This window comes from Chryseobacterium sp. SN22 (genome assembly GCF_008329705.1).
Taxonomy (GTDB): domain Bacteria; phylum Bacteroidota; class Bacteroidia; order Flavobacteriales; family Weeksellaceae; genus Chryseobacterium.
The window spans coordinates 95625-110234 of sequence record NZ_VTSX01000012.1; the positions used below are offsets into that span (position 1 = coordinate 95625).

The 14610-nt window shown below is 44.1% G+C and carries 8 protein-coding genes; 2 read left to right on the forward strand and 6 right to left on the reverse strand.

Annotated elements, in window-relative coordinates; genetic code table 11:
- Positions 1–126 precede the first annotated feature (126 nt).
- From FY557_RS09855 to purB, 3 genes are all read right to left on the reverse strand, one after another.
- Complete coding sequence (locus FY557_RS09855) at positions 127–3822, reverse strand: phosphoribosylformylglycinamidine synthase (RefSeq protein ID WP_149247079.1); 3696 nt, start codon at positions 3820–3822, stop codon at positions 127–129.
- 539 nt (positions 3823–4361) lie between these two features.
- Positions 4362–5324: a WG repeat-containing protein gene (locus FY557_RS09860; protein ID WP_149247080.1), complete on the reverse strand. Its 963-nt coding sequence runs from the start codon at positions 5322–5324 to the stop codon at positions 4362–4364.
- 94 nt (positions 5325–5418) lie between these two features.
- Positions 5419–6846, reverse strand: a complete 1428-nt coding sequence (gene purB / locus FY557_RS09865) for an adenylosuccinate lyase (RefSeq protein WP_149247081.1) — start codon at positions 6844–6846, stop codon at positions 5419–5421.
- Between the two features lie 388 nt (positions 6847–7234).
- Between purB and FY557_RS09870 the strand changes: the two genes are divergently transcribed.
- Both FY557_RS09870 and FY557_RS09875 read left to right on the forward strand, forming a co-directional pair.
- Positions 7235–8119 (forward strand): AraC family transcriptional regulator, encoded by an 885-nt coding sequence (locus tag FY557_RS09870; RefSeq protein ID WP_149247082.1) that lies wholly within the window; start codon positions 7235–7237, stop codon positions 8117–8119.
- Positions 8120–8186: 67 nt separating this feature from the next.
- Positions 8187–9356 (forward strand): iron-containing alcohol dehydrogenase, encoded by a 1170-nt coding sequence (locus FY557_RS09875; RefSeq protein WP_149247083.1) that lies wholly within the window; start codon positions 8187–8189, stop codon positions 9354–9356.
- Positions 9357–9766: 410 nt separating this feature from the next.
- Here the strand turns inward: FY557_RS09875 and bglX are convergent, their stop codons facing one another.
- From bglX to FY557_RS09890, 3 genes are all read right to left on the reverse strand, one after another.
- Positions 9767–12094, reverse strand: a complete 2328-nt coding sequence (gene bglX, locus FY557_RS09880) for a beta-glucosidase BglX (RefSeq protein ID WP_149247084.1) — start codon at positions 12092–12094, stop codon at positions 9767–9769.
- Between the two features lie 164 nt (positions 12095–12258).
- The gene (locus FY557_RS09885; protein WP_228451764.1) at positions 12259–12960 is read right to left on the reverse strand and encodes a prolyl oligopeptidase family serine peptidase; all 702 of its coding nucleotides are present in this window, start codon (positions 12958–12960) and stop codon (positions 12259–12261) included.
- Between the two features lie 207 nt (positions 12961–13167).
- Positions 13168–14553: a glucoamylase family protein gene (locus FY557_RS09890; protein ID WP_149247086.1), complete on the reverse strand. Its 1386-nt coding sequence runs from the start codon at positions 14551–14553 to the stop codon at positions 13168–13170.
- Positions 14554–14610: the final 57 nt, after the last annotated feature.

A 14610-nucleotide genomic window follows, 5' to 3' on the forward strand; every position in this document is an offset into this window, starting at 1 on the left:
ATTGCGGTTTTCAGCATTTTCATTACGGTTTTCCGTAAAAACGGGAATATTTATGAGAATGAAAGTAAAGAAAAATGCCTCTGTTTTACAACAAAGGCATTCAGGGTATTTTATTTATCTGATTACTTATTTAAAGTATTCCACTCCATTTTTAAAGATGTTGTGGTAATTCGCCGTCGGGATGTTTTTCATCAATCCTTCTGCAAAACGTTCCGGGTGGCCCATTCTTCCGAAGATTTTTCCGTCCGGGCTGGTAACGCCTTCAATTCCGAATAATGAGTTGTTCGGATTGAACGGCATTCCGTGGGCGATTTTTCCTTCCAGATCCAGGTACTGCGTGGCAATCTGCCCGTTTTCATACAGCTTCTGGATTTCGGCTTCCGATGCCATGAAACGTCCTTCTCCGTGGGAAATCGGAATGGTGAATACCTGATCCTTCATTCCTTTCAGCCAAGGCGATTCATCGTTCACGACTTTTACGTTCACCATCTGGGAAATATGTCTTCTGATGGCGTTGTGAGCCAAAGTAGGAGAATTTTCATCCAGGTCCTTGATTCTTCCGTAAGGCAGCAGTCCTGATTTCACCAATGCCTGGAATCCGTTACAGATCCCGATGATCATCCCGTCTCTGTCTAACAATTCATGAACGGCCTTTCTCATTTTCTCGTTTTTCAAAACGTTTACAATGAATTTGGCAGAACCGTCCGGCTCGTCACCGGCAGAGAACCCTCCTGAGAACGCTAAAATCTGGGAAGAAGCGATTTCCTTTACCCATGCATCGATGCTTTCTTCCAGCAATTGGTGGTTGATGTTGATCAGCGGCAGACTGCTGATGGCTGCACCTTCTTTTGCAAAGGCATTCAGCGTATCATATTCACAGTTGGTTCCCGGAAATACCGGCGCGAATACTTTCGGCTGCGCAATTCCGTGGTTTTTGATGATGATATTTCTCGGATTGACGGAGTTTAATTTTTCATCCAGTTCAATCGTCAGTTTTTCTTTTTCAACCGTAGGGAAAAGGTTTTCAAAAGTATTGGTATTGGCTTCCGATAATTTCTCAATTGCAAATTCAGAATCATTGATTCTAATGCTGGCATCTTCCTTAACTTTCCCGATCAGCTGAAGATTAACGGAGCTCAGTTCTTCCGTAGATTCGATGATTAAGCTTCCGATGTTTTTAGATAACAGCGCTGCTTCATCAACCGTAATCTCGGCCCCTAACCGGTTTCCGAAGCTCATTTTCGCTAAAGCAACGGCTACTCCACCTTCTTTTACCGTTTTTACGGAAACAATTTTTCCGGCTTTGATGTTTTCAAAGATCAGTTCGAAAACAGTTTTTAAGGCATTGTAATCCGGCAGTCCGTTTTCCTGGGCGGTATGATTAAAGAAATAGATTTTATTTCCGGCTTTTTTAAATTCGGGAGAGATGATATTTTTCTTTTCTCCGTTGGCGCAGGCAAATGAAATCAGGGTTGGCGGCACATTCAGGTCCTGGTAGGTTCCGCTCATCGAGTCTTTTCCTCCGATCGCAGCCAGTCCAAGATTCATCTGAGCATCGTAAGCTCCCAATAATGAAGCCAACGGTTTACCCCATTTTTCAGGGTTTTGCCCTAATTTCTCAAAATATTCCTGGAAACTTAATCTGATGTTTTTATAATCACCGCCCATCGCTACGATTTTCGCCACACTTTCTACGACGGCATACGAAGCTCCCAGCAGTGAATTCTGCTTGGAAATTTCCGCATCGAATCCCCAACTTGCCAGAGAAACGGTTTCAATATCTTTTGCCCCGATGATTGGCAGCGTCTGAACACTTCCTTCCATCAGGGTCTGCTGGTATTTTCCGCCCAAAGGCATCGCTACGGTAGTCGCCCCGATGGAAGAGTCGAACATTTCCAGCAATCCTTTCTGGGACGCTACATTTTTATCACTTAGTGTTTTCAGGAAATTCTCTTCGCTGAAAACCTGAGTTTCTTCTTTTACTTCATTCAGGTGGGTAATTTTCACCTCCTGGGTTTTGGAACAACCGTTCGTATCTAAAAATGCTCTTGAAAGGTCTACAATTTTATCGCCTTTCCAGAACATCTGCATTCTTCCGGAATCGGTTACTTTCGCGACCTCAACCGCAACAATATTTTCTGCTTCACAGAATTTGACGAACTGTTCTTTATCTTTCGGATCTACCACAACCGCCATTCTTTCCTGAGATTCGGAAATGGCCAGTTCGGTTCCGTTTAATCCTTCATATTTCAAAGGCAGAACATCTAGATTGACTTCCAATGAATCGGCGATTTCACCGATGGCCACCGAAACACCTCCTGCGCCGAAGTCATTTGATTTTTTAATCAGCCTCGTTACTTCAGGATTTCTGAACAACCTCTGGATCTTACGTTCTTCCACCGCATTTCCTTTCTGAACCTCAGAACTCATGGTATGGATGGACGTTTCGTCCTGTTCTTTTGAACTTCCGCTTGCACCTCCAACGCCATCACGGCCCGTCGCGCCTCCAAGGATAATGACAGAATCTCCGGCTTCCGGCTTCTCTCTTCTCACCCAATCTACAGGAACGGCACCGGTTACGAAACCGACTTCCATTCTCTTGGCCTTGTAGCCTTCGTCATAAATTTCGGAAACCATGGTGGTTGCCAAACCGATCTGGTTCCCATACGAGGAATACCCGTTGGCTGCCTGTTTAGTGATGGTTTTCTGAGGCAGTTTTCCCGGTAAGGTCTGATCAACCGGTTCCAGAACGTCTGCCGCACCGGTTAACCTCATCGCCTGGAACACAAAAGAACGTCCGGACAAAGGATCCCTGATCGCTCCGCCCAGACAGGTTGAAGCCCCTCCGAACGGTTCGATTTCCGTCGGGTGGTTATGGGTTTCGTTTTTGAATAATAAATACCACGGTTCTTTCTTACCGTCGTATTCCGCTTCGATCTGAATGGTGCAGGCATTGATTTCATCGGAAACCACGAGGTTCTCCAGGTTGCCTGTTTTATGGAAATACCGGGCGCAGACGGTAGCCAGATCCATTAAGGAAATCGGCTTCAGCTCGCGGCCTAAGAATTTTCTTTTTTCGATATAGTCGTTGAAAATGGTTTCCAGCGTATGCTTGAACTGCCCTTCAAATTCAATATTTGAAAGCTCTGTTTCGAAAGTGGTGTGGCGGCAGTGGTCGCTCCAATAGGTATCGAGTACTTTCAGTTCGGTCTCCGTAGGGTTCCGCTGTTCGGATTTAAAGTATTCCTGAATGAATTTCAGGTCGTCCAGTCCTAAAGCAAATCCGTGGTTGTTGTAAAAGCTTTCCAGCTGGGCATCGTCAAAACTGATGAAATTTTCGTGGGTAATCACTTTCGACGGTGCTTCTTCTGCAGGAATATCCAAAACGGACAAATCTTTTTCCTGAGATTCCACTTTGTTGATCAGAAGGTCTTTGATTTTTGTAAGATCGTGTTCGGAAACCCCTTCAAATTCGATGAGCTTTCCACTTCTCACTTTGGATTTTTCATTTTCCGTGAGCAAAGCAATACACTGCTGGGCTGAATCGGCACGCTGATCGTACTGACCCGGCAAAAACTCCATGGCAAAATGGATGGACGCCGCCGGATTTTCTTCGTGCAGGATATCCGTTACCGGATCCACGAACGTACTGTTGACCGTTTTTTCAAATTCCCCGTCGTTCAGTCCGAAGATGTCGTACACATTGTACACTTTTACTTTCTGTATGGCAGGAACCACCGCTTTTACTTCATCAAAAATTTTTGGACTTTCCACATCGAAAATTCCTCTTTTTTCTACGAAAATTCTTTTGTTTTGAGACATTAGATGTCAGTTTTTATTTAGATTTATTTTTTATTTCGTCTTTATATCCGGCATTTGCCATTTGTGATTACAAAGATAGCATTCCTACGGAATGCATGTCCTATCCGATGCTATTTTTCTACACAGATTTCATTCCTACGGAATCATCATTAATGACTGCTTATTATCTGTAGAGTATTACCATTACAATATCGATAAAATTCAGCATCATTTCTGCATAGATTCCATTGTAGGAAATGAGTGAATGTTTCCCTTTTAATTAATTTATTTCTGTTTGATTATAATCTTTACAATATCCTATACTTATCCCGCAAATTTTAATTTTGCAAAATTTTGTTTATAGCTTTTACATAATATTTTTCAACTTCATCAGTTCCGTAGGAATTGTATCTGTGTAGCGAATGCGCTTATAACGGTAGGCATTCCGGAGGAATGCTACCTCCCTCTATCACGAAATTCAAAAGGATATTTATTTCTTAAATTCAATTTCAAAAACATTAATATCAAGAGACTCTATTCGTTTGAAAAATACTTCAATTTTACCATTTATTTAATTTATTCGGATTATCCGGATGTTCTTTCTGAAATTCTTCAGCCTGCTTGTACTGTTCTTTCAGCCATTTTGCAAAAGGAATTTTTTCATCATCAAATTCGAGGGCGAAAACTTCTCTTTTATCTGCTGAAACCAGAAATTTTAAACCGGACCATCCGGCTTCCGCTTTCCGGTAATCATAAGCATTCACCTGGTAAAACGGAAAATTTTCCTTTGGACGTTCAACGATTTCGAAATACAGTTTTTTATTTTCCTCCGATAATCTTTCATAATGATTGACGTAATAGATTTCCGAAAGCTTTTTATTCTGCTTATCAAAAAACTGAAGAACTTCTTTTTCTTTTTGGGTATAGGAAAAAGGATACGGATAATATTTTCCATCTATTTCAACCGTACTTCCTGGCTTCACTACAGGCTGAGTTACCTGACCTTTGAAATCCATGACTCCCCAGTTTCCGCCTGCGATCGCTTTATGTTCGTCTTCCGTTTTTTCCCAGTCGCAGCCGTCACAATAAGCTGCATAGCCATAATGAAAAGGTGAAGCAAAATCATATTTGGCTTCAATGATCATCATTCCATTTCTATCGACAAAGCCTACTTTCCCGTTCTTGACGAACCGCCTTACGCCTTCAGAGAAATAATCGGCTCCGTTGTCATAGAAAAATGGCCGGTACAGGAAATTTCCTTTCCGGTCATATACATAGCCCCAGGCATTTTTTTCTTTCGATTCGTCTTTTTTCGGTCCGTCAAAATAAATGGTTTCTCCTTTTACAGGTTCACCGTCTTTCAAAAAGGAAAATACTTCGAACTGTGCCGGAACGATGATCTGACCGTCTGAATTTTTAACACCAACCAGAGAATCCCCGGTTTTGAAATACATTAAAGCTTCCTTTTCCTGAGAAAACGAAAGCATGGGTATTAATAAAATGGCTGCAAATATTTTCTTCATGTGCTGACTCAGATAATCATTAAACTTTAAACCTCATCAAAATTTCATGACTTTGTCAAAGTAAATATGCAGCCCGGCAGGACTGCATATGGTGTTATACTTTAAGATCAGCTTCGAGCCCGATCAGGTCTTTGTTCTGATCGATGATCGGCTGTACTTCGTTTTTGATGAATTCTTCGGTCTGGATCGGGGCAAAACCGATGAAGTTTTTAGGATCGAGTACTTCTTTGAGTTTCGACTTATCGAATTTTAAGGAATCGTCGTTAAGGATTCGTTCGATCAGGTCGTTTTCTTTCCCTTCCATTTTTACCTGCTTGGAGGCTTCCATGGAGTGAACCCTGATGACTTCGTGAATTTCCTGACGGTCACCCCCGGCTTTCACTTCTTCCATGATGATGTATTCCGTTGCCATGAATGGAAGCTCGTCCATAATGTGTTTGTTGATCCTGTTCGGGTACACGACGATACCGTTCATGATGTTGTTCCAGATCAATAGAATCGCATCTACAGCTAAAAAGGCCTGTGGAATGGTTAATCGCTTGTTGGCAGAATCATCCAGTGTTCTTTCAAACCACTGGGTTGAAGCTACCATGGCAGAACTTGTCGTTAATGACATTACATATTTTGCCAAAGCACCGATTCTTTCGCTTCTCATCGGGTTACGCTTGTATGCCATAGCTGATGAACCGATCTGGTTTTTCTCAAACGGTTCCTCAATCTCTTTAAGGTTCTGAAGCAAACGTAAATCGTTGGTGAATTTATGTGCCGACTGGGCAATGTTTCCTAATAAAGCAACGACTTTTGCATCGATCTTACGGTCATAGGTCTGTCCGGAAACCCCGAAAACTTTTTCGAAACCGAATCTTTTGGATAATTCTTTATCTAAATGTTTTACTTTGGAATAATCTCCGTTAAAAAGCTCCAAGAAGCTTGCTGCCGTTCCGGTGGTTCCTTTTACGCCTCTGAATCTTAAGGTTTCTAAGAAGAAATCCAGTTCTTCAATGTCCAGCACCAGACTCTGTAACCAAAGGGTCGCTCTTTTTCCAACCGTGGTCAACTGAGCCGGCTGGAAGTGGGTAAATCCTAAGGTCGGAAGATCCTTGTATTCGATGGCAAAATCTGCCAGGTTTTTCATTACGTTAACCAGCTTTTTCTTTAAGATTAAAAGCCCGTCGCGGATCTGGATCAGATCGGTATTGTCTCCTACAAATGCGGAAGTCGCTCCTAGGTGGATAATTCCTTTGGCTGAAGGGGCCACATCGCCATAGGTATGAACGTGCGCCATCACATCATGACGGAACTTTTTCTCGTATTCTGCCGCTTTATCATAATCGATGTTATCGGCATTGGCTTTCAGTTCTGCAATCTGCTCTTCGGTGATGTCCAGGCCTAAATCTTTTTCGATTTCAGCCAATGCGATCCAAAGTTTTCTCCAGGTACGGAATTTATTGTTGTGTGAGAAGTTAAATAACATTTCTTCACTGGAGTAGCGCTCTTCCAATGGATTTTTGTAGGAATTCATTCTTTCTTTTACTTTTAGGTATGCAAAAATAAGATTTTTCGGCGAGAGTTGAAAATCCTGTTCTGCTGATTTATATTCCTGAACCTTATTTTACCGGCGGGTTTGATCTGCTTTAATTCCGGAAAAATCTTTGTTAATGAGAAAGATAAACCCACTCGGAAAAATTTTCAGCTTTTAAGCATTGCTGTTGTGAAGATAATACCTCCGGTGTGCAGCACCCGGAACATCTTTATATTTTCTACAGAGATCATATTCCTATGGAATAATTTTCTACACATTCCCATATATTCTGCAACTGCCTGTTGCAATCGGCTGCTACCGGAATCACGGTACTTAAAATGTTTTGTTTTACCTTTGCTGCTTCGTTTTTAAACAATAATGAAATAGAATGGGCAGTCTGAAGAAACTGGAGATTAAAAAGAATATTCAAAAAGAGGAAGACCGGAACCTGTCTTTCCGGGTCTTCGACCTGACGGAAGAATACCTGAAAGATTATATGCATCCTCATAAAAAAGATCATTTCCTGATAATTGTTATCGAAAGCGGAACCCTAAGCCTTCATATTGAATCGAAGATCCATCCCTTGAAAGCCGGCAAAATTTCGGTGGTCTTTCCGGAACAGGTTCATTTCATATCCGATCTAAGCTATGATATACAAGGAAAAATTATTCTTTTTGAGGAAATTTTATTCTGTTCCGATATTCTTAAGAATGAGTTGAGCACCTATAATGTACATCTTTCCACCCAGCTGAACTGCACGATTCTTTCGCCGGATGATTTTAAACAAAGTTATCAGCTGGTTCAGAACATTCAGGAGATTTACCAGAAGCCAAGCCTGATCAAAAAGGAACAGGCAAGATTCCAGATCAAGATTTTTCTTTTGGGCTTAATTGAATCCGTTCACGGCCTGCATCCGGTTTTACATAAGGAAACGGCTGATAAACCTTTGTATGTCCGGTTCAAGAAATTACTGAATGAACAGTATAAGCAGCAGCGGACGGTTCAGTATTATGCCGGAAAACTGGCCATCACCCCGAAAAAGCTGAATACCCTGACAAAAAAGCATTGCGGGGAAACCGCCATTCAGGCCATTCACAACAGGATATTGATGGAGATCAAGCGCCAGCTGATGTTTTCCGATCTTTCGCATAAGGAAATTGCTTTTGACCTGGGATTTAATTCTCCTTCCGCCCTCAATAAGTTTGTAAAGGCAAAACTCAAAGAAACGCCTACCGAGCTTCAGCAGGAACTGGCGCAAATGTATAACGCGTAGTCCTGTTTGTATAACACGACTCATTTCAGCCTGGCTAATTTTGCCCTGTCAAAAAATCAGAAAGAAAATGAGCAAATTATTTATTGCAGGAGAAGTTTTCCATGGTGCGGGAACTCTTGAAGAACTGAAAAATATCAAAGGTAAAAAAGCCGTTATTGTTACCGGCGGCAGCTCGATGAGAAAGAGCGGAACATTGGATAAGGCAATGGCTTACCTTACCGAAGCCGGTATTGAAACCCAGGTTTTCGAAGGGGTGGAAGAAGACCCGTCTTCTGCAACATGCCTGAAAGGTGCCGAAATGATGAAAAGCTTTGAGCCGGACTGGATCATCGGACTGGGAGGATGCTCGGCGATTGATGCCGCTAAGATCATGTGGGTGTTCTATGAGTATCCGGATGCGGATTTCGAGGCGATGATCAAACCTTTCACGGTTCCTGTCCTGAGAAATAAAGCCAAATTTATAGCGATTCCTTCAACAAGCGGAACCGGAACTGAAACCACAGGCCTTGCCGTGATCACCGACAGGGAGAAAGGGGTGAAATACCCGGTCGTTTCTTACGAACTGACTCCGGATATCGCCATTGTTGACGGAGAAATCTGTGCTTCGATGCCTGCACATGTTACGTCCAATACCGGACTTGATGCATTGACCCACTGTGTGGAAGCCTATGTTTCCAATATCGATAACAATATCGCCGATGCGCTTTCCAAAGGCGGTCTGGAGATTGTTTTTGATAATTTAAAAGAAGCGGTAAAAAATCCGGACAATATAGCAGCCCGTCAGAATATGCATGATGCCTCCTTTATGGCAGGTCTGGCATTCAACAACGCATGGTTGGGAATCGTTCATTCCCTTTCCCATCAGGTGGGAGCGCTGTACGGCATTCCTCACGGAGCATCCAATGCTATTTTCCTACCGAACGTGATCCGTTACAATGCGCAGGCTACCGAACGTTATCCGGATCTGGCCAGGGTAATCGGCAAAACAACGGCTGAAGATCTGGCACAGGCTATTGAAACCCTACGTTCTGAAGTGAACAACCAGGCTGCGATCAAAGATTTCGGAATTTCGAAAGCGGATTGGGACAAGAACCTTAATTATATTGCTGCCAATGCCCTTGCCGATCCTTGTACCGGATTCAACCCGAGAGTTCCTTCTCTTGAAGACCTGAAAGCCATTTACAATGCCTGTTATGAAGGGGTTGTGTACACTGAAGAGGTTGTTGTTGCAGGATAAACCTGAAATCAAAGCGTAAGAGGCTGGAAGTTATTTTACCGGCAACATTGCCAGAATTCCCAGTATTACCTTAATCTTTGATAAATACGTCCGGCAGGTTTTAATAACCTGCCGGTTTTTTGCAGTCTGCAGTTATTAGCCCCGATAGGAACGGCATCCTTTTTTGTTGCGGGCGAAGACCGTAACAAAAAAGATACAGTGGATAGCGGGAATAAGCTCCTGAAAAAATGGAGAATGGATGCCGGAGGATGGAAGTTATAGGATTGCGGAGAAGCGCGGAAAGGATGATTGAAAGAGATTGCTTGTCCCCTTTTGCTTTCCTGAAAATTGTGCTTCAGCAGAAGGCAGCTTCAATGTGTTGCTTGCCAGATATAAAAAAAGCCGCTCCTGTTGAGCGGCTTCTCTGGAATTTATTTGGTCCAGTTGATTTTTGAATGTTTTACGTCTGAAGAGTTGGTTCCGATCATGATATCGAATTCCCCCGGTTCCCAGTCGTATTTCAGGTCGCCGTTGTAGAACTTCAGGTTTTCCGGCGTAATGTCGAAGGTTACTTTTTTGGATTCCCCTTTTTTCAGCATGACTTTCTGAAAGCCTTTCAGCTCTTTTACCGGTCTGGTGATGCTCCCCACCATATCCCTGATGTACAGCTGCACCACTTCCGCCCCATCATAGTTTCCGGAATTGGTAACGGTTACAGAAGCCTGTACGGTCTGGTTTCCTTTCGGATTCGCATTGGAAACGGTAATATCGGAGTAATTGAATTTCGTGTAGCTTAATCCGTATCCGAACGGGTACAACGGCGTGTTGCACTCATCCATATAGTTGGAACGGAACCTCTGGTACTCGCATTTTTCCGTCAGTTTCTCATCCAGCGGACGGCCGGTATTTTTGGCGTTGTAATAGATCGGCACCTGTCCTAAGCTTCTCGGGAAGGTCATCGGCAGTTTTCCGGAAGGGTTTACTTTTCCGAAAAGGACATCAGCAATGGCGCTTCCAGCTTCAGATCCCGGAAACCAGGCATTCAGGATGGCATCGGGCGTATCTTTTACATTGGTTAAAGCCAGCGGCCGGCCGGTAAACAATACCATGGCAATCGGTTTTCCTGTTTTTTTCAGTTCGTTCAGCAGGTCTACCTGCGACTGCGGAATGGTAATTTCGGTTCTGGAAGAAGATTCACCGCTCATTTCAGCAGATTCCCCGATGGCCAGCACGATCACGTCTGCTTTGTTGGCAATGTCTACCGCTTCTTTCAGCAAGGCCTCTTTGGAACGGTTGTCCCGGTCGGTTTTCTTGCCGTGCGCAGCGTAGATTTCTTCCAGTTTGGCATCGTAGTCGATGTTGGCTCCTTTTGCCGAAAGGAATTTTACGTCTTTGCCGTAGCTTGCCTGAAGGCCCTGCATCAGGTTCACCGAAATGGCATGCTTGGTCGCTACGCTCCAGGTTCCGGCCATGTTCATCGAGTTGTTTACCAATGGTCCGATCACCGCTACGGTTCCTGATTTTTTCAACGGCAATACCTGATTGTCGTTTTTCATCAGTACCATTGACTGGGCGGCAACGTTTCTGGCGATGTTACGGTTTTCCATGCTGTAGACTTCTTTTGCAGCAAGTTTAGCATCACCATGTTTGTAAGGATTATCAAATAAGCCCAAATCGTATTTTGATTCGAGAACCCTTCTGGCCGCCATATCGATTTCCGCCTGGGTTACCTTTCCTTCAGCCAGGGATTTTTTCAGGGTGGTTAAAAAACCTTCCCCCACCATATCCATATCGACTCCAGCTTTCAATGCCAGTGCTGAAACCTGCTGAAGATCACCCATTCCGTGGTCTACCATTTCGTTGATCCCGGTATAATCGGTCACGACGAAACCTTTGAATTTCCATTGGTTTCTCAGCACTTCGGTCTGCAGCCATCGGCTTCCGGTAGCCGGAACGCCATCCACTTCATTGAAGGAAGCCATTACCGATGCTACCCCAGCGTCTACGGCTGCTTTGTATGGTGGGAAATATTCGTTGTACATTCTTACGTGGCTCATGTCCACCGTATTGTAATCCCTTCCGGCTTCTCCTGCTCCGTAAAGTGCAAAGTGTTTCACACAGGCCAGAATGTTGGTTCCGTTCGCAAGGTCTTTGCCCTGGTAACCGTACACCATATTTTTAGCGATCTCGCTTCCCAGGTACGGATCTTCCCCGGAACCTTCGGAAACCCTTCCCCATCTCGGCTCGCGGGAGATATCCACCATCGGCGAGAACGTCCAGTTGATTCCGTCGGCCGCCGCTTCTTTGGCCGCTACCCTTGCGGACTGCTGCACCAGATTCATATCCCATGAAGCAGCCAGTCCCAGAGGAATCGGGAAAGTGGTTTCGTACCCGTGGATCACGTCCATTCCGAAGATCAAAGGAATTTTCAACCGGCTGTTTTCCACCGCTACCTTCTGTACGGCTTTGATTTTATCCGCTCCTTTTATGTTGAACAATCCTCCGACTAATCCCTGCTCTACTTTTTTACCGATATCGGAGCTCTTTGCCAGTCCGGTGGTAAAATCACCCGAGCTCGGCAGGTTCAGCTGCCCGATTTTTTCATCCAGGGTCATTTTCGCCAGCAGGCTTTCGACAAAGGCTTTCTTTTTCGCCTGGTACTGCGCGGTCTGATACGCCTGTACAGGCTTCGTTACCATTTCCTGCGCCGAAAACACAGGAGCCAGTGCCAATGTGGCCATCACCATTAACTTTTTCATAAATCTATCTTCTTTAATTATAGTTTCTTTTTTGCTTTTTAAACCTTATATCCGCTAAAGTACGTCTAAATTATTGGGAATATTTTTTCGCAAAGGTACTTCGACAAGTTCAGTATAAACTATTCGCTCAGCAAATGATACAACGGTTTAATTTTATATTCTCATTATTTCCCTTTTCTTTTGGACAGCATCCACTGATATAATTCCGGATTGGAATAGGTAGAATCCCATGAATTGTGGTTGTCGTTCGGAAAAATGGTGAGTTCTGCCGAAGGATTTACCGGATGCAGTTTCTGGTAAAAATTGAAGGCATTTTCCGGCAGTACCACGTCATCCATTCCGCCGTGGAAAATTTTTATGTTGAGGTCTTTGTACTGATGGATATTGGCATACATCACCCGGTCCGTCGGAGCACATACCGAAACGACGGCGGCAAACATTTCCGGGTGTTCCATCGCCAGCTTCAGGGTTCCCCAACCGCCCATCGAAAGACCGGTAAGATAAATCCTGGAAGCATCCACTTTGTATCTGGACTGAATTTCTTTGATAAGATTATAGATGGTGACCGTATCCCACCAGGTATTTTCCGGACACTGCGGTGCTAAGATCGCTACCGGTTCCTTGATCAGGTTTTTGTAGGTAAACGGACTGTGTGCTTTTACCATTTCGAGATTATTTCCTCTTTCGCCCGAGCCGTGAAGAAAAACGATCAGCGGGACATTTCCTTTGGCGTTTTGCGGATAGTCCAGAATATAGGATATTTTTTCCGGCCTTTTAATTTCTTTATTAAGTTCTGCTTTTATTTCCTGAGCGTTGACGCTTAGTGAAAGAGGCAAAAGCAAGAGCGGCAGATGTTTCAGTTTCATTATCATTTTATTTCCTGTTTTGGCTGAAGCTATTTTTAATTTGTTCTTCTGTCCGTGCGTACTTCCTGTATTAAGGAAACGTGGATTATCTATTGTATTTTATAGCCCCGATTGCAGCGGCTACCCCACAGCGCGCCTGAAAGGTGAGCGAGGAGTAATAGCGGAAAGCGGGAAACAGCTTCAAATTACTAAAAATTATTTTAATGGTTACCTGATGTTGTATTTTTCAGACTTAAAACTCAGCTTTTTCAGTCCCTGTTGGATTTCCGGGGCATTCATAAAGAGTTTCCAGAGAAATCCGGTCCTGTAGTTTTCGATCATCGGGGCAATGGTTCCCTGGTCGATGGCTAAATATCTTGGGGTTGTCCAGTTGTCATAATGAATGGAATTGGCATCATAAGGACCAGCCGATCCGATGAATTCAGGTTTTTGGGTATACAAAAATTTCAGGAAGTCCATCGATTCTTTCGGGGTGTACGGGAAGCTGCTCAGTGCTGCGGTTGGCGTAATCACGCCACGGTCGTTTTGCGGGAAATGGGCATCGTAGCCAACACCTCCATCCTGGTTTCTTGAATAACCGGCGGTAAGGCCCCAATAGTTAGGTCCATAACCTTTCCAGTGTTTAGGATTCTCAACGCAGTATTTGTAATCGATGAGAACCTGGTTTTTATTTAAGTCAAAGTAATTTTTAATGAGTTTGTCAGACAGGTTGGTCGGATCCAGACCGATGTAGGAGTAATGGGCCCAGAACAGCGGACCGCCATATTCTTCGGCGCCGTTGTGTTTTACGTACATCGGGAGCCCGTATTTTTCTTTGTCTGAAAGGTAAGCCCCGTTTCTCGTCCAGCCTTTGTAATAGGTTTCGGCATCAATCGGATACGTAGGTGATGAAGCCGCCAGAATGTAAGTGATCAGGCATTCGTTATACCCCTGCAAAGGAAAATTCATTTCCCACTGGTAGTCCGGTGACCAGTGCCAGTAAAGGACTTTTTCTCCGCCTTTGGTGTACCAGTTCCATTGGATGCCTTTCCACAGTTCGTCACATTTTTTGGCTAACGCTTTTTCTTCGGCATTTCCGTTTTTAAAGTATTCGCGGACCATCAGGATTCCTGAAGTGAGGAATGCGGTTTCCACCAGGTCTCCGCCGTTGTCTTTCTTCCCGAAAGGCACTGTCTTTCCGGTCTCGCCGTTGATCCAGTGGGACCAGGCCCCTTTGTGACGGTCGGCTTTTGCCAGGAAATCCATCATGGTGGTCAATCGTTTCACTGCTTCCTTACGCGGCACAAATCCCCGTTCCACACCCACCAATACCGTAGCCAGCCCGAATCCGGAACCGCCGATGGTCACTACATGCTTATCGTTGTCCGGATAAATGTTGTCTTCATGATACCGTTCCCTGCCGAGCTTTGAGTTGGGTTCCGCATAGTCCCAGAAATATTTCAGGGATTCTCTCTGAACGAGGTCCATGAGCTGGGCGTCGGTGAGGCTGGTTTTTGCGGATTGGGTTTTGGAGGACGGTGTGCTTTGGAGTTGGGTGGTTTTGCAGGACATTATTGCTGCAGTTACCGCCAATGTAAAAACGATCTTCTTCATTATTAAAATTCTTGAAAAACTTTGTCAAAGCTTTGAACCTTGACAAAGTTTTTGGTT

Coding starts and splice junctions, on each gene's coding strand:
- FY557_RS09855 (WP_149247079.1), bottom strand. CDS start 3,822: ATGTCTCAAAACAAAAGAATTTTCGTAGAAAAAAGAGGAATTTTCGAT.
- FY557_RS09860 (WP_149247080.1), bottom strand. CDS start 5,324: ATGAAGAAAATATTTGCAGCCATTTTATTAATACCCATGCTTTCGTTT.
- purB (WP_149247081.1), bottom strand. CDS start 6,846: ATGAATTCCTACAAAAATCCATTGGAAGAGCGCTACTCCAGTGAAGAA.
- FY557_RS09870 (WP_149247082.1), top strand. CDS start 7,235: ATGGGCAGTCTGAAGAAACTGGAGATTAAAAAGAATATTCAAAAAGAG.
- FY557_RS09875 (WP_149247083.1), top strand. CDS start 8,187: ATGAGCAAATTATTTATTGCAGGAGAAGTTTTCCATGGTGCGGGAACT.
- bglX (WP_149247084.1), bottom strand. CDS start 12,094: ATGAAAAAGTTAATGGTGATGGCCACATTGGCACTGGCTCCTGTGTTT.
- FY557_RS09885 (WP_228451764.1), bottom strand. CDS start 12,960: ATGAAACTGAAACATCTGCCGCTCTTGCTTTTGCCTCTTTCACTAAGC.
- FY557_RS09890 (WP_149247086.1), bottom strand. CDS start 14,553: ATGAAGAAGATCGTTTTTACATTGGCGGTAACTGCAGCAATAATGTCC.